The organism is Longispora sp. NPDC051575 (assembly GCF_040681875.1).
In the GTDB taxonomy this organism is placed as follows: domain Bacteria; phylum Actinomycetota; class Actinomycetes; order Mycobacteriales; family Micromonosporaceae; genus Longispora.
Genome location: NZ_JBFAZP010000008.1, coordinates 227915 through 243401, shown reverse-complemented (window position 1 = coordinate 243401; position 15487 = coordinate 227915). Strand labels below are relative to the sequence as shown.

At 70.8% G+C, this 15487-nt stretch carries 15 protein-coding genes; 8 read left to right on the top strand and 7 right to left on the bottom strand.

Going from position 1 to position 15487, the window contains the following annotated elements; all coding sequences use genetic code 11:
- Nucleotides 1–31 precede the first annotated feature (31 nt).
- From AB0M43_RS25280 to AB0M43_RS25255, 6 genes are read right to left on the bottom strand one after another with little or no spacing between them, the layout of a single operon-like run.
- Complete coding sequence (locus tag AB0M43_RS25280) at nt 32–1273, bottom strand: Coenzyme F420 hydrogenase/dehydrogenase, beta subunit C-terminal domain (RefSeq protein ID WP_363728237.1); 1242 nt, start codon at nt 1271–1273, stop codon at nt 32–34.
- Nucleotides 1260–2492 (bottom strand): polysaccharide pyruvyl transferase family protein, encoded by a 1233-nt coding sequence (locus AB0M43_RS25275; RefSeq protein WP_363728236.1) that lies wholly within the window; start codon nt 2490–2492, stop codon nt 1260–1262. The genes AB0M43_RS25280 and AB0M43_RS25275 overlap by 14 nt, the downstream gene beginning before the upstream one ends.
- Complete coding sequence (locus AB0M43_RS25270) at nt 2489–3178, bottom strand: acyltransferase (protein WP_363728235.1); 690 nt, start codon at nt 3176–3178, stop codon at nt 2489–2491. Before AB0M43_RS25270 ends, AB0M43_RS25275 begins: the two co-directional genes overlap by 4 nt.
- Nucleotides 3175–3795, bottom strand: a complete 621-nt coding sequence (locus tag AB0M43_RS25265) for a PIG-L family deacetylase (protein ID WP_363728234.1) — start codon at nt 3793–3795, stop codon at nt 3175–3177. The genes AB0M43_RS25270 and AB0M43_RS25265 overlap by 4 nt, the downstream gene beginning before the upstream one ends.
- Entirely contained in the window at nt 3782–4615 is an 834-nt protein-coding gene (locus AB0M43_RS25260; protein ID WP_363728233.1) for a sugar phosphate nucleotidyltransferase, read from the bottom strand. The genes AB0M43_RS25265 and AB0M43_RS25260 overlap by 14 nt, the downstream gene beginning before the upstream one ends.
- The gene (locus AB0M43_RS25255; protein ID WP_363728562.1) at nt 4612–5829 is read right to left on the bottom strand and encodes a class I SAM-dependent methyltransferase; all 1218 of its coding nucleotides are present in this window, start codon (nt 5827–5829) and stop codon (nt 4612–4614) included. Before AB0M43_RS25255 ends, AB0M43_RS25260 begins: the two co-directional genes overlap by 4 nt.
- Before the next feature lie 139 nt (nt 5830–5968).
- On the opposite strand from AB0M43_RS25255, the gene AB0M43_RS25250 reads away from it, so the two are divergent.
- The 4 genes from AB0M43_RS25250 to AB0M43_RS25235 are packed head-to-tail and all read left to right on the top strand — an operon-like array spanning nt 5969 to nt 10432.
- Nucleotides 5969–6994, top strand: a complete 1026-nt coding sequence (locus tag AB0M43_RS25250) for an NAD(P)-dependent oxidoreductase (RefSeq protein ID WP_363728232.1) — start codon at nt 5969–5971, stop codon at nt 6992–6994.
- Nucleotides 6991–8136: a methyltransferase domain-containing protein gene (locus AB0M43_RS25245; protein ID WP_363728231.1), complete on the top strand. Its 1146-nt coding sequence runs from the start codon at nt 6991–6993 to the stop codon at nt 8134–8136. Before AB0M43_RS25250 ends, AB0M43_RS25245 begins: the two co-directional genes overlap by 4 nt.
- A complete protein-coding gene (locus tag AB0M43_RS25240; protein WP_363728230.1) occupies nt 8133–8978 on the top strand; it encodes a glycosyltransferase in 846 nt (281 codons plus the stop codon). The genes AB0M43_RS25245 and AB0M43_RS25240 overlap by 4 nt, the downstream gene beginning before the upstream one ends.
- On the top strand, nt 8975–10432 hold the full coding sequence (locus tag AB0M43_RS25235) for an oligosaccharide flippase family protein (RefSeq protein WP_363728229.1): 1458 nt from the start codon (nt 8975–8977) through the stop codon (nt 10430–10432). Before AB0M43_RS25240 ends, AB0M43_RS25235 begins: the two co-directional genes overlap by 4 nt.
- Before the next feature lie 106 nt (nt 10433–10538).
- On the opposite strand, the gene AB0M43_RS25230 is transcribed toward AB0M43_RS25235, so the two are convergent.
- Nucleotides 10539–11069 carry a dTDP-4-dehydrorhamnose 3,5-epimerase family protein gene (locus AB0M43_RS25230; RefSeq protein WP_363728228.1) on the bottom strand — a complete coding sequence of 177 codons (531 nt, stop codon included), beginning with the start codon at nt 11067–11069 and terminating at the stop codon, nt 10539–10541.
- A gap of 361 nt (nt 11070–11430) precedes the next feature.
- Between AB0M43_RS25230 and AB0M43_RS25225 the strand changes: the two genes are divergently transcribed.
- Genes AB0M43_RS25225 through AB0M43_RS25210 form a run of 4 tightly spaced genes read left to right on the top strand, consistent with a single transcriptional unit; the run spans nt 11431 to nt 15480 of the window.
- The gene (locus tag AB0M43_RS25225; protein WP_363728227.1) at nt 11431–12441 is read left to right on the top strand and encodes a Gfo/Idh/MocA family oxidoreductase; all 1011 of its coding nucleotides are present in this window, start codon (nt 11431–11433) and stop codon (nt 12439–12441) included.
- Nucleotides 12438–13526 (top strand): DegT/DnrJ/EryC1/StrS family aminotransferase, encoded by a 1089-nt coding sequence (locus tag AB0M43_RS25220; protein ID WP_363728226.1) that lies wholly within the window; start codon nt 12438–12440, stop codon nt 13524–13526. Before AB0M43_RS25225 ends, AB0M43_RS25220 begins: the two co-directional genes overlap by 4 nt.
- Entirely contained in the window at nt 13523–14227 is a 705-nt protein-coding gene (locus tag AB0M43_RS25215; protein WP_363728225.1) for a sugar transferase, read from the top strand. Before AB0M43_RS25220 ends, AB0M43_RS25215 begins: the two co-directional genes overlap by 4 nt.
- Nucleotides 14227–15480 (top strand): glycosyltransferase family 4 protein, encoded by a 1254-nt coding sequence (locus AB0M43_RS25210; RefSeq protein ID WP_363728224.1) that lies wholly within the window; start codon nt 14227–14229, stop codon nt 15478–15480. The genes AB0M43_RS25215 and AB0M43_RS25210 overlap by 1 nt, the downstream gene beginning before the upstream one ends.
- Nucleotides 15481–15487 lie beyond the last annotated feature (7 nt).

Below are 15487 nucleotides of genomic sequence, written 5' to 3'. Positions count from 1 at the left end.
GGCGACGCGTCCCCTCCCCGGCCGGCCACCCCTAGCGCGGGGTGTACTCCTCGATCTTCGACCGGGTGCGCAGCCCCCGCCGGCCGATCCGCCGCACCGTGCCCACCGTCGAGCGCAGCTTGTCCTTGACGGTCAGCTTCCGGAGCCAGATCCCGAACATCGGCATTCCCCGGTACCGGGGCGCGGGCAGCCCCGACAGCCGCAGTGCGACGGTCCGGCCCCAGACGGCGCCCCGGACCTTGAGCAGCCCCGCCTGGGACGCCGGCAGGGTGGAGTTCGGGACGGGGGTGGCGACGAGTACCCCGGCGGCGATGGCGGCGAGCACGACCTCGACGCCCCGGGCGGTGCGGGCCACGATCAGCGAGCGGCCCGGGTCGCCGGCGGTCGGGCGGTGCCACGGGTCGCCCACGGACACGTCGGCGAACTCGCCGGTGTGGTCGGCGCACAGGTAGCAGCGCCACTGGCGGTGTTTCTCCAGGATGCCGCCCCAGGAGGCGTCGTAGCTGAGCTGGCGTTCGCCCGGTTCGGCGCGGGCCTCCCCCGGCCAGCCGTCGCCCCGGTAGTGCAGGGACTTGAGGTTCTCCGGGTCGGAGCCCAGGGCCTTGATCAGCTCCAGCGTCCCGCGCGTGGACGGGGTGCCGGCGCAGAAGATCGCGATGGTCAGGCCCAGGTTCGCGTCCAGTGCCGGGCGCAGGGCGCGGGCCTTGTGCGAGGCGGCCACGTCGCAGGGCTTGCCGATGAACACGCTGGGCGCGTCGGCGGCCTCGACCAGGCCGAGGCCCTCGGCGGGGCTGGCCGGCGCGTACCGGGAACCGACGTGTTCGAGCAGCTCGTCGGGGGTGCGGCTGAACTTCACCTCGTTGAGGTACGGGATGTCGGCGCGCGCGCCGGTGTGCAGTACCCCGCTGAAGTTCCGGTGTTCGAGGCAGAACGAGGCCAGGGCGGTGGCGGCCCCGCCGGAGGAGGCGGAGTGCCGCAGCGAGGACGAGGAGGCGTAGCCCTCCCACATCCCGAGGACCGGGCCCCAGCCGTCGAGCTGGGGGCGGTCGTCGACATCGGCGGTGAGGCCGACCCCGGGGCAGGCCTTCAGCGCGTCGGCCTCGTGACCCGCGCAGCCCGGAGCCTGGGGCGCGGCGCCCACGGGGCGGATCGGCAGCGGCCGCCGCCCCTCCGCCAGCACGTCCACCATCCGGTACGACTCGGGCGCGAGGTACGCGCACACCCCGCACCCGGTGCACAGCTTCCGCTCCGCCACGTCCTCAATGCTGCGCACGGATCAGCTCCACCAGGTCGTCGAGCTGCTGCCCGGCGGCCGTCCGGGCCCGCGCCGAGCCGGTGACGAGCTCCTCGCGGGTGACCGCCCGGGCCTGCCACGAGTCCCACAGCTCGGAGAGCAGGGTGTCGGTGTCCAGGGTGCGGGCGTCGGCGACCCGGTGGCCCTGGCCGGCGGTGGCGAACACGCCCCGGGCCTTGTCGGAGTACGCGACGCAGGCCGCAGGCACCCCGGAGGACAGGGCCGCGATGGTCGCGTGCATCCGCATCCCGCACAGCCAGTCCCCGCGTCCGATGAGCCACTTGGACTCCTGGCAGTCGAGCCCGGTCGGCGCGGCGGCGACCCGGTCGGGGCCGTACTCGGCCGAGAGCCGGGCGACCAGGGTCTGGGTGATCGCGTCGTCGTCGTCGCGTGCGCCCGGGGTGGACACGTGCGGGACGAACAGCAGCCGGGCGCCGTCGTCGAGCAGCCGCCGGGTGAGGACCTCGACGACCTTGACGAGGTCGGCCGACAGCCCGAAGCGGGTCTCGGCGGGGTCGAGGAGCAGACCGGACACGTTGAGTACGGCGACCTCGCCGCCCCCCTTGGCCAGCCACTCCTCCAGCTCGTCGGACTCGAACGGCCGGGTGGGCAGCGCGAACGCCACGTCCACGCCCTGCCGGTGCTTGGCCGGGTCGAAGCCCCCGCCGACGAGCTCCTTGAGGCGCGCGAAGCTGTCGGGGTCACGGGCCCAGGCCCCGGCGGCGGCGAGCACGAGTTCGCGGGCCTCGCGGCGGGTCGCGGCGCCCCGGAACGGGCCGTACGTCTGGGGCAGGAAGATCAGCGGGCGGCTGCGGGCCACGGCGAGCTTCTTGGGCCAGTTGACGAGCCGCCAGCGGACCGGGCTGTACAGGTCGGTGAAGCTGTCGCCGCCCGAGGTGTCCAGGACGGCGTCGGCGGCGTTGAGCCGGGCGGCCCCCGGGTTGGCGATGCCGCCGAGCGCGGCGGAGACGGCCATGTGGTGGTAGGACTCGGGGCGGTGGTAGCGCCGGGTGAGGCGCGCGCCGACCCGGGTCACGCCGGGCAGCTTGGGGTCGGGGCGCACGCCCCAGCCGTCGTCGTACCAGGTGACCTCGGCGTCGGGCACCCTGCTGAGGATGCCGGTGGCGGTGGCGGTGGCCAGGGCGGCGACGCCCCGGTTGCGGGCCTCGCCGTTGGAGCCGAACAGGGCGACCTTCACGCGGCACCGCCCGACACGGTCGCACCGTCGAACCCGAGGGACGCGGCGCCGAAGCCGAGCGCGGGACGGTCCTCGCGGGGTGCGCAGACCATGTCCCCGTTGCCCAGGAACACCAGCCGCAGCACCCCGGACTCCTCGACGAACCGCTCACCGGTCGCGGGGCACTTCCACCCACCGGGCTCGGCCACGAGCCGTTCGCCGGAGCGGCCCACCCAGCCGACCCAGCGCGCCGGGTTCCCGACCACGAGCGCGTGCGCCGGCACGTCCTTGGTGACCACGGACCCGGCCCCGACCAGGGCGTACGACCCGATCGTGACGCCCGCGACGACGACGCTGCGCGCCCCGACCGAGGCCCCGGTCCGCACGGTCACCGGATCGGCGTGCCAGTCGTCGGCACCCTTCAACTCGCCGTCGAGGTCGATCGAGCGCGGGTACCGGTCGTTGGTGAGGATCACGCCGGGCCCGAGGAACACCCCGTCCTCGACCACGGCGGGCTCGAAGACCATCGCGTAGTTGTGCACCTTGCACCGGTCGCCGACGGTCACGCCGGGGCCGATGTACGCGCCCCGGCCGATGTTGCAGTCCGCGCCGATCACCGTCCCGGAACGGACCTGGGCGAGGTGCCAGACCCGGGTACCGGCACCGATGGTGACGCCCTCATCGATGTCGGCGGAATCCTGAATCACGAGAGCTCCAGAGTCATCTTCGTCGCGGTGAAGGCCTCGGCGTACCGGTGGCGGCACTCGGCGCCGCGCAGCCGGGCCAGGGCCAGGAAGAACTCGTCGTCCCACCAGTCCCGGGCGTGCTGGGAGGGGTAGGACTTGTGCAGCAGTTCGACCTTGCGGCGGGCCACGTCGTCGGGCAGCGGCACGTACACGTTGGGCCGGCCCAGGTCCCCGTCCCACTTGGGGATCTCGTAGTGCAGGATCTGGGCGTCGCGGAACGCGGTGGGGGCCAGTTCGGCGAGCAGCCGGTGGTCCTGGTGCGCGTCGTAGAGCGCGGGGGCGAGCACGAGGTCGGCGGGCACGGTGGCCGCGGCCTGCACCGCCGCCTTGGCCTCCGCCCAGTGCGCCGGCAGCCGGCCGTCGGGCAGGGCCGAGAACGCGAACGTGATCTGCGCGTCGGGCAGGAACGCGGCGGCGGCGGCCCGGGCTTCGGCGAGGCGGGCCGGGGACCCCGTCAGCAGTACGTAGTGCACCGTTCTGGGGGTCAGGGACAGCAGCAGGCCGCCGGCGGCGATCTCGATGTCGTCGGGGTGCGCGCCGAGCAGCGTCAGCCGCTCGACCTTCTCAAGCCGCACCATGCGGTGCCCTCAGCTCCTCCGCGTCGGCGGGGACGGAGCCGTGCAGCTCGTCCCACAGCATCCACGGGGCGGTGCCGTGGTTGTAGAGGGCCTCCAGCTCGGCCCGCTCCTTGAGCGTGTCGGCCGGACACCAGAACCCGTGATAGGGGTACGCGAGCAGCTCCTTGCGTTCCGCCAGCCGCGCGAACGCCTCCACGACCAGCTCCTCGCCCTCGTGCAGCACGTCGAACACGCTGGGCCGCAGGACGAAGTAGCCGCCGTTCTCGTAGGCGAGCATCTCCCGCATGGGGCGCAGCCGCTCGACGTGCCCCTCCTCGGTGAACTCGACCATGTGGTGCGAGGACTGCGGCGGCACGGCCAGCAGGGACGCCTGCGCCCCGGTGCTGCGGACCCGCTCGATCATCTCCGGCAGGGGCGCGTCGGTGAGGGTGTCGGCGTAGTTGGCCAGGAACAGCTCCTCGCCCTCCACGTGCTTGCGCACCGCGAGCAGCCGTTCACCGATCGTGGCCTTGAGGCCGGTGTCGACGAAGGTGATCGTCCAGTCCTCGATGTCGCTGGAGGCCAGCTCGATCTTCCGGCCGCCCTCGGAGAGGGTGAAGTCGTTCGACCGGGTCTCGTCGTAGTTCAGGAAGAAGTCCTTCACCGCCGACGCGCCGTAGCCGAGGCAGAGGATGAAATCGGTGTGCCCGAAATGCGCGTAGTAGCGCATCACGTGCCAGAGCAGCGGGCGGTCGCCCACCATCACCATGGGCTTCGGGGCGTCGGACGTGCCGTCGCGCATCCGCATCCCGTAACCGCCACAGAACAGAACTACCTTCACGACACTTCCAAGGCCGGAATGGGGTAAACGAGCTTGCCGCCCCAGTCGCGCACATAGGCCAACTGGGCGTCCAGCTCGATCTTCAGGTTCCACGGCAGGACGAGGACATAGTCCGGTCGGTCCTTTTCGATCCGATCAGGGGCGAAGATCGGAATATGGGTACCGGGGAGGAACTTCCCGTGCTTGTGCGGGCTCCGGTCGACCGTGTACGCGAGCAGGTCCTCGCGGATGCCGCACTGGTTGAGCAGGGTGTTGCCCTTGCCCGGGGCGCCGTAGCCGACGACGGTCTTGCCCTCGCGCCGCGCGGTGATCAGGAAGTCCAACAGGTCGAACTTCACCTTGTCGACCTCCGCCGCGAACCCCTTGTGCCCCGCCACGTCGTGCAGGCCGGCCTCAGCCTCGCGGGCGAGGAGGTCCTGGGCGCGGGCGGAGAGCGGCTCCGGGGTGAGCCGGGCGTGAACTCTCAGCGAACCGCCGTGGGTGTCGAGCTCCTCGACGTCGACCAGGTGCAGGCCGCCGCTGAGCAGGGCGCGCTGGGCGGTGAGCAGGGTGTAGTACTGGTAGTGCTCGTGGTAGATCGTGTCGTACTGCCGCCGTTCGATCAGGCGCAGCAGGTGCGGGAACTCCAGCGTGACCAGCCCGGTCTCCTTCACCAGGGCGGCGAGCCCCTTCGTGAAGCCGGTGATGTCCGGAATGTGCGCGTAGACGTTGTTGCCGCAGACCAGGTCGGCCCGGCCGTGCTTCGCGGCGACCGCGGCACCCGTCTCCGGCCCGAGGAACTCGACCTCCGTGCGGATGCCCTTCGCCCGGGCCACCTCGGCGACGTTGGCCGCGGGCTCGACCCCGACGACGGGGACCCCGCGCGCGACGAAGTGCTGGAGCAGGTAGCCGTCGTTGCTGGCCACCTCCGTTACCAGACTGTCGCCGTCCAGCCCGAGGCTGTCGACCATCGTGTCGGCGTACCGCTTGGCGTGCGCGACCCAGGAGTCCGAGTACGACGAGAAGTAGGCGTAGTCGGAGAAGATGTCCTCGCCGGCCACATAGGCGGGCAGCTGGACGAGCAGACAACTCGGGCAGACCCGGACATGCAAGGGGTAGAAAGATTCCCTTTCATCAAGTTTGTCCGCAGCGAGAAAGGACTCGCACAGGGGGGACATCCCCAGATTGACGAAGGTTTCGGTCAAATCCGCGCCGCACAGACGGCACTCAGGCACGATCACCGGGCTAGTCAATGATCTCTCCACACGTGCGGTCCAGTAGTCAGTAAAAAACCCGTCAGAGGGTATGGGACACAATACTTATCGCTTACAGTCGCGGCGTATCACTCTGCCTGGGGCCTGGGGGTCAAAGAACATGCGCGTGCTCGTCACCGGTCACCACGGATACATCGGAAGTGTCCTCACACCCCTGCTCAAGTCTGCCGGGCACGACGTGGTTGGCCTGGACACGGACTTCTTCAAGGCCTGCCTGCTCGGCTCCGACGTCGACGAGGTGCCCTCGGTCGAGGTCGACATCCGGGACGTCACGCCAGCGCACTGCGAGGGCTTCGACGCCGTCCTGCACCTCGCCGCGCTGTCCAACGACCCGCTGGGCAACCTGTCCCCTCAGATCACATATGACATCAACCAGCATGCCTCGGTCCGGCTCGCCGCCGCCGCGAAGGCCGCCGGGGTGCGCCGTTTCCTGTTCTCGTCCTCCTGCAGCCTGTACGGCGCGGGCGGCGAGGCCCCCGTCACCGAGGACGCCCCGTTCTACCCGGTGACCCCGTACGGCGAGTCCAAGGTGCTGGCCGAGCAGGAGATCAGCAAGCTCGCCGACACGGACTTCGTGCCCACGTACCTGCGCAACGCCACGGCCTACGGCGTCTCCCCCCGGCTGCGCGGCGACATCGTGGTGAACAACCTGGTCGCGCACGCGGTGACCACGGGCAAGGTGCTGCTCCAGTCCGACGGCACCCCGTGGCGGCCCCTGGTGCACTGCGAGGACATCGCCCGCGCGTTCGTGGCACTGCTCGACGCCGACGCCGACCTGATCCGCGACCGCGCGTACAACGTGGGCCTGACCAGCGAGAACTACCGGATCCGCGAGGTCGCCGAGCTGGTGGGCGCCGCCGTCGAGGGCAGCGTGGTCAGCTTCGCCGAGGGCGCGTCCTCCGACAAGCGGGACTACCGGGTCGACTGCGAGCGGATCAAGAACGAGATCCCCGGGTTCCAGCCGCAGTGGACCGTGCCGACCGGCATCGCGCAGCTCGTGGCCGCGTACCGGGAGAACGGGCTGACCGCGGAGGAGTTCGCCGGGGCCAAGTACCAGCGGATCGCCCGGATCCGGGAGCTGCTGGACGGCGGCCTGCTGGGTCCCGACCTGCGCCCCGCGTCGTGACCCGGCAGCACATCTCCGAGCTGGACTGCGAGGCCTGCGGGGCGCCGGATCCGAGGCCGTGCGCGGACCTGGGGCTGTTCCCCGCCTCCTGCGGGGTGACCTGGCCCGCGCCGCCGGCGGACCCGGCGATGGGCCGGATGGACCTCTGGTACTGCCCCGAGTGCGCGCACGTGCTCAACCGGGGCTTCCGGGACGACCACCGGGCCGCCGACGGCCTGTTCGACAACAGCATGCTGTCCTCGGCCTCGTACCGGACGCACGTGGCGAGCGTGGCCCAGCGGGTGACGGGCTGGACCGGGGACACCCCCGACCGCCCCGCGCCGACCCGCGTCCTGGAGCTCGGCTGCGGCGAGGGCGAACTCCTGGAGCTGCTGCCCGGCGAGCGGACCGGCTGGAGCCGGCACGTCCCCGAGACGGTCAGCCGCGACGGTTACACCCTCAACGCGGGCACCTGGCGGCCGGGGACGCAGACCTACGACCTCGTGGTCGCCCGGCACGTCCTCGAACACGTCAGCGACCCCCTCGGCCTGCTGAGACAGCTCCGGAGCGTCACCGACGGCCGGGGCTACTTCGAGGTCCCCGACGCCGGGTACGACCTGGGCGCCGCCGGCTGGGACGTGATCTACCCGCACGCGCAGTACTTCCACGCCGGGTCCCTGGTCGCGATGTGCGAGCGGGCCGGGTTCACGGTCACGAACTACGGGCTGACCTTCCACGACCAGTACCTGTTCGTCGAGGTCAGCACCGATCCGGCGGCCGAGAACGCCGAGGGCTGCGTGGACTGCGGCCCGCTGAACAACGACCACCAGCGGGCCATCGTGCAGAACTTCGGCAACCGGTTCGGCGCGCTCGTCGACCGGTGGCAGGGCGTGCTGAAGAGCCACCACAGGCCGGCGCTGTGGGGCGCGGGCGCCCGGGGCGTGACGTTCCTGGCCACCGTGGACCCCGGGCACACCATGACCGTGGTCGACCTCAACGCGGGCAAACACGGGCGTTTCCTGCCGACCGGCCACCGGGTGGACGCGCCGTCCAGCCTGCCCCTGGACACCGATGTGGTGATCATCACGAACCCGGCGTACCAGAAGGAGATCGCCCTTTCCGTCGCCGAACTGGGCATCACCTGCGAGGTGCTGGTCGCATGAGGGTGACCGTCGGGATGCCGGTCTACAACGGCGAGAAGTACGTCGCGGAGACCATCGCGGCGCTGCTCGCCCAGGACTACGACGACTTCGAGCTCCTGATCAGCGACAACTGCTCCACGGACAGCACGCCGGAGATCGTGCGGTCGTTCGACGACCCGCGGATCCGGTACAGCCGGACGGACCGCAACATCGGCGGGGTGCACAACTTCAACCGGGTCGTGGCCCTCGCCGAGGGCGAACTGTTCAAGTGGACCGGCTACGACGACATGTGCGCCCCCACGATGCTCAGCCGGTGCGTCGAGGCCCTGGACGCCGCGCCCGGGGCCGTCCTGGCCTACCCGCGCACCGTGCTGATCGACGGGGCCGGCAACCGGACCCGCTCGCACCGCGACCACCTCGACCTGCGGGCGCCGTCCCCGTGGCGGCGGGTGGCCCGCTACGCCCGCAAGATCAGCCTGGTGAACCCGATGTACGGCGTGATCCGCACCGCCGCCCTCCGCCGCACCGGCATCCTGCGCACCTACGTGTCCAGCGACTACACAATGCTCGCGGAACTGGCCGCGCTGGGCGAGTTCCACGAGGTACCCGAGGAGTTGTTCTTCCGCCGGGTGCACGAGGACTCCACGGCCCTGGCCCCGGAGCGCAAGCTCGCCGACCTGGCCCGGTGGTGGAACCCCGACGGCCCGGCCCGGGCCCGCGCGCCCCGGCTGCGGATGCAGGCGGAGACCGCGCGCGCCCTGCTGGCGATCGACCCCCGGGCCGCGGTGGCCTGGACGCTCAACTGGAACGCGCGCAAGACCAAGGACCGGCTCAGCAGGCTCAAGCGAAGGGTGATCCGGTGAAGAGCGCCGTCGGCTGGTCGTACATCCTCACCGGCGGGCGCCTCGCCGTCACCATGATCGTGATGCTGCTGCTGGCCCGGTTGCTCGGCCCGGCCGCGCTCGGCGTGCTCACCCTGGCCCTGGTGCTGGTCAACCTCGTGCAGGCGGTGCTGCAACAGGGCCTGATGGCCGCGATCATCCAGCGGTCCGAGCTGCGCGACGAGCACCTGAACGCGGCGTTCTGGCTGCTCCTGGTTCTCAGCGTGGTGCTCGCCCTGGCCCTGGCCGCCATCACCCCGCTGTACGCGTCCGTGGCCGGCTCCAAGTCCCTGACCGGGGTCTGTCTGGCCCTGACCCCGCTGCTGCCGCTGCTCGCGCTGTCCCTGATCCCGGAGGCGCTGCTCCGCCGGGAGCTGCAGTTCAAGACCCTGACCGTGCGGTCCCTGGCCTCGGTGGTCCTCGGCGGCGTCGTCGGCGTGAGCATGGCCTTCCTCGGGTACGGCGTCTGGGCCCTCGTCTTCCAGCAGCTCATCACGGCCGGCGTCGGGGTGGCCGTCCTGTGGTGGACCACCGCCTGGCGGCCCAGCCGGCCCCGGATCCGCCCCGCCATGGAGCTGTGGAGCTTCTCCTCCAAGTCCGCGCTGGCCAGCGTGGGTCTGCTCGTCGGCACCCGGGGCTACGTCCTGATCACCGGCGCGTTCTTCGGCCCGGTGGCCGTGGGTCTGCTCCGGCTGGCCTCCCGGCTGTCGGAGACCCTGGTGGACGTGGCCGCCCGGTCGCTGCAACAGGTGTCCCTGCCCGAGTTGTCGCGGTTGCAGGACGACAAGCCGGCGTTCGCGGCCCGGCTCGGCGCGCTCCAGCACCTCGGCGCGCTGCTCGGCCTACCGGCGCTCGGCATCCTGGCCGGGATCGCGCACCCGTTCATGGTGTTCCTCGGCCCGTCGTGGTCCCCGGCCGCCAACGCGCTGCAACTGCTGTGCCTGGTCGGCGCGGTCAACGTCTACGGGGTACTGCTCGGCCCGGCCCTCCAGGCCGCCGGACGGCCCGGAACCCTGTCGGTGGTGGTCTGGAGCCAGGCCGGCCTCTCCCTGGTCGGCTACGCGGCCGTGGGGTACTTCGCCGACGGCATGACGGTCTCCGAGCAGGTGTTCGGGATCGCCCTGACCACGCTGATCTCCGAGGTGGTCGTGGTGGCCGCCGCCCTGTGGTGGACGCTGCGCCGGGTGCTGGGCGTGCCGTGGTGGCCGACCCTGGCCCCGACCGTGCCGGCGGCGCTGGCCGGGGTGGCCGGTTTCCTGGTGGCGGCGTTCGTGGACCAGTACGACCGGCACCTGCCGCCCGTGGTGGCGGTCCTGTTGCAGGGCGTGGTCGGGGTACTGGTGGCCGGCGGGCTGCTGCTCGTCCTGGACGCCAAGGCGCGGGAGCTGCTGCGCCGGTTGGGTCGGAAGCTGCGGCTGACCCCGGCGAGGGTCTGACGTGCGCGGTCTGACGTGCGCGGTCTGACCTGCGGGATCTGACCTGCGCGGTCCACCTGGGCGGCGCTCTACCCGCGCGGTGCGGCCCGCCCGGTCGTGCCCGCCGTCAGCGGGGGAAGTCCGGGTAGGTCGCGTCACGCTCGGCGATCACGACCGGCTCCCCCGGCCACGCGATCCCGAACGCCGGGTCGTTCCACCGCGCGCCCCGGTACGCGTCCGGGGTGTAGCGCTCCGACATCTGGTACGTGATCTCGACGTCGTCGGTCAGCGTGAGGTAACCGTGCGCAAAACCGGCCGGCACGTAGAGTGTCGCCCGGTTCGTCGCGGACAGTTCCACGGCCGCGTGCCGCAGGTAGGTCGGGGAATCGGGGCGCACGTCCACGACCACGTCCCAGATCGCGCCGGCCGTGACCCGGACGAGCTTCACCTCGGCGTGCGGCGCGACCTGCCAGTGCATGCCGCGCAGCGTGCCCGCGCGCGGGTTCGTGGCGACACTTCCCTGGACGAAAGCCGTGACGAGGCCGTGTCCGGCGAACTCGTCGACGCAGAACACCCGGGCGAACAGACCGCGGTGGTCGCCGACCGGTTCCGGGGTGATGAGATAGGCCCCCTCGGGGGCCAGCGGCGTGAACTGCACCCGCCCAGCGTAGCGGTCCCAGAGTTCACCACTGCGCAGCGTGAGGGTCAGGTTCGGGCCATGTCAATCACGTCTCATCAACACGCGCATACTGCCCAAGATATGGCGACAGCTGTATCCCTCACGAAAGCTGTCTACATCGGACCATATACCGACTCATTCCGATGAGTGCGTATGTCACATAGCGGTCGTATCCGATTAATCCAGCCAGTATTCATCGGAGTTACGAGGGAGTAAGGAAGGCGACACCGACTATGGCCACTACTCCACTTGCGCGGGTGCCGGCCCCTCCGGGAAGCTTTCCCGACAACCTATGTGACCGGTCATATACGTTTAGTAGCGAGCTTGGGGAGATCCGGTAATGCGCGTTGGTGTCATCGGTTGTGGGTACTGGGGAGCCAAACACCTCCGCGTTCTCACGCAGATTCCGGACGTCGATCTCGTGGTGGCGATCGACCGCCGCGACGACCAGCTCCGGCAGATCAAGCAGCAGTTCCCCGGGGTGCTCTGCGTGTCCGACCTCGACGAGTCGCTGGACCTGGTGGACGCCGTCATCGTCGCGACCCCGCCCCGGACCCACGGGCCGATCGCGAAGACGCTGCTGGCCGCCGGCAAGCACGTGCTCGTGGAGAAGCCGATGACGGCCTCCACCGCCGAGGCGCTGGAGCTGATCGCGCTCGCCGAGCAGGGCAACCTGACCCTGATGACCGGACACACCTTCGCCTACAACGCGGCCGTGATCGCGCTGCGCGACCTGGTGGCCTCGGGGGAACTCGGCTCCATCTACTACCTCGACTCCGCTCGGCTGAACCTCGGCCTGTACCAGCCCGACGTCAACGTCGTCTGGGACCTGGCCCCGCACGACATCTCCATCATCAACACTGTTCTCGACGCGGAGCCCACTTCCGTTACAGCGTTCGGCTCCAAGCACGCGGGGTCACCGTTCGAGGACGTGGCGTATCTGCGGCTGGACTACGGCACCATCGGCGCGACCGCCAACCTGCACGTCAGCTGGCTGCACCCGTCGAAGGTCCGGCAGACCACGGTCGTGGGCAGCCAGCGGATGGCCGTCTACGACGACATGCTCGACGAGGGCCGGCTCCGCATCTACGACAAGGGCGTCCAGGCCCAGCCGTCCAACGACGGCGCGGTGCCGATGACCTACCGGTACGGCGGTATCGTCTCCCCGCACATCGCGTTCACAGAGCCGCTGATGAGCGAGGACAAGCACTTCGTGGAGTGCATCCAGACCGGGGCCCGGCCGAAGACCGACGGGTACGCGGGCCTGTCCGTCGTCCGCGTGCTCGAGGCCGCGAACGAGTCCATCGAGACCGGTCGGACGGTCGAACTGCTGGAGGTTACGAAGGCATGAAGGTTCCCTTCATGGACCTGGGGGCGATGCACGCCCCGATCGAGGCGCAGGTCCTCGACCTGGTCCGCGAGCTCGCCGGCACGTCGGCGTTCATCGGCGGCCGGCACGTCGCGGAGTTCGAGAGCGCCTGGGCCGCGTACTGCGGGGTCGAGCACGCCGTGGGCGTCGCCAACGGCACCGACGCGATCGTCCTGACCCTGCGCGCCCTGGGCGTCGGCCCGGGCGACGAGGTGCTGGTCCCGGCCAACACGTTCATCGCGAGCGCGGCGGCCGTGTCGGCCACGGGCGCGACGCCGGTGTTCGTGGACGTGGACCCGGTACACCTCCAGGTCACACCGGACACACTCGACGCCGGGCGGACGGAGCGGACGAAAGCGATCCTGCTAGTACACCTCTATGGGCATATTGTCGTTCCTGGCCCCATTCTGGCCTTCGCCCGCGCGCACGACCTGCTCGTGGTCGAGGACGCCGCGCAGGCGCACGGCGCGCTCTGGGAGGGCAGGCGGGCCGGCTCCTTCGGTGTCGCGGCCTGCTTCAGCTTCTACCCGGGCAAGAACCTGGGCGCGTGGGGCGACGGCGGCGCGGTCGTGACCGACGACCCGGCGCTCGCGGCCCGGGTCCGGACCCTGGCCAACCACGGCCGAGCCGGCGGCGACCACTACCGGCACGCCGAGATCGGCATCAACAGCCGGTTGGACGCGTTGCAGGCCGGCGTCCTGTCCGCCAAGCTCCCCCTTCTGGACGGATGGAACGCCCAGAAGGATGACATCGTCGACCTCTACCGCAACAAGCTCGGTGGGATGATCGTTGAGCCGCCAGACGGGGTGACGTCCGCCTGGCACCTCCTGGTCGTGCGGGTCGCCGACCGGGACGCCGTACGGGCCGAGCTGGACCGCAAGGAGATCCAGACCGGCGTGCACTACCCGATTCCGTGCCACCAGCAGCCCGCCTACAACGTCGCGGCCCTCGCGCCGATCGCCGAGGCCGCAGCACCCGAGCTGCTGTCGTTGCCGTTGTTCCCGACCATGACGGAGGCCCAGGTGGAATACGTGTCCGCCGCCCTTACGGGGGCGCTGCGAGGATGAGCGTCGAGCAGGCTGCCGCACGAGGTTTCGCCGCGGAGTCGAGCGCGCCGAAGGGCGCGGTGCGGATCGCGCCGCGCGGGATGAGCGCACGTCAGCTCGTCGAGGCCGCGGCGGCGATCGTGCTGCTGTTTCTGCTGTCCCCGTTGCTGATCGCCGTGGCCATCGCGGTGAAGGCGACGAGTCCGGGTCCGGTGCTGTTCCGACAGAACCGGCTCGGGCTGCACCGGGAGGAGTTCCCGGTGATCAAGTTCCGCACGATGAGCCACAACAACGACGACCGGCAGCACCGGGAGTACGTGTCGAGCATGCTCACCTCCGAGAAGGCCGCGCACGGCGGCGAGGAGGGGGTGTTCAAGCTGACCAAGGATGCCCGGATCACCCCGATCGGTGGCTTCCTGCGCCGGACCAGCCTGGACGAGCTGCCCCAGCTGTGGAACGTCCTCAAGGGCGAGATGTCCCTGGTGGGCCCGCGTCCGGTCCTGGAGTGGGAGGCCGCGCTGTTCCCGCCCGGCGCGGAGCAGCGGTTCGCCGCCCGGCCCGGAATGACCGGTTTGTGGCAGGTGAGCGGTCGGTCCACCGTGGACTACAAGGCCGCGCTGGAACTCGACGTCATCTACGTCCGCAACAAGTCGCTGTGGTTCGACCTGAAGATCCTGGTCAAGACGGTGAAGGTCATCTTCGACCGCTCGGTGGCCCGCTGATGCCCGGACCCCACGTGGTGATCGCCGTGGCCAACCTGCCGGTCGAGCGTGACCGCCGGGTGATCCGGGAGTGCCGCGCACTGGAGAGCGCCGGCTACCGGGTCTCGGTGATCTGCCCCCGGGGTACGAAGGGGCTGCGGGTCGTCCCGGGCACCGCCGACACCCGGATCCTGGCGTACCCGCAGCCGTTCGCCGGCGGTGGACTGCTGTCCTTCGCCGTCGAGTTCGCCTGGTCGTTCTTCTGGATCGCGCTCCGGCTGGCCCAGGCAGTGCTGTTCCAGCGCGCCCGGGCCGCCCAGGCGTGCAACCCGCCGGACGTGTTCTGGCCGCTGGCGCTCGTGATGCGGGCCCTGCGCCGGCCGTTCGTGTTCGACCACCACGACCTGTCCCCCGAGGTGTACGAGAGCCGGGGCGGCAACCCGACCGGCCTCGTGCACCGGGTGCTGCGGGTCCTGGAGTGGCTGTCGCTGCGGTGCTCCTCGGCCGTGGTATCGACCAACGAGTCGTACAAGCAGATGGCCATCGACCGGGGCCGGGTGAGGCCGGACCGGATCACGGTGGTGCGCAACGGGCCAGCGCTGGGCGAGATCGTCGTCCGCCCGGTGCACAAATCTGACAAACACACCATTGTGTACCTCGGCGTCCTCGGCGCCCAGGACGGCGTCGACGCGGCCGTCCTCGCCGCCGCCGAACTCCGGCACTCCCGCACCGACTGGCGACTGGTGATCGCCGGTGACGGTGAGTGCCTGGCCGACCTCAAGGCGTTGACAACAGCCCAGGGCCTCGACGATGTGGTCGAATTCACCGGCTGGCTCGGCGCGGAGGAGGTGGACGAGCTGCTGTCCCGGGCGACCGTGGCCGTGCAGCCCGACCCGCCGACCCCGCACGCGGAGCGGTCCACGATGGCGAAGACCGTGGAATACCTCGGTCGCGGCGTACCCGTCGTCGCGGTGGACCTGATCGAGACCCGGCGCAGCGCCGGCGACGCCGCCGTCTACGTGCCGACCGGCTCCCCCAAGGAGCTCGCGGCAGCCCTCGACGAACTCCTGTCCGACCCGGAACGCCGTGCCACAATGTCCGGTTTAGGAAGATCCCGCTTTGTCGAGGAGCTCGCCTGGGAACATCAGGCGTCCCGCTACATCGCCCTGTGGGATAGGTTACTGGCACGGTACGGTGCCGATAAGGTGCCCGCTCCCCGCCCAGCTCCACACGACCAGGTGACCACTGGGCGTGCACGCGCAGAAACTTCGTGAGGCCCCA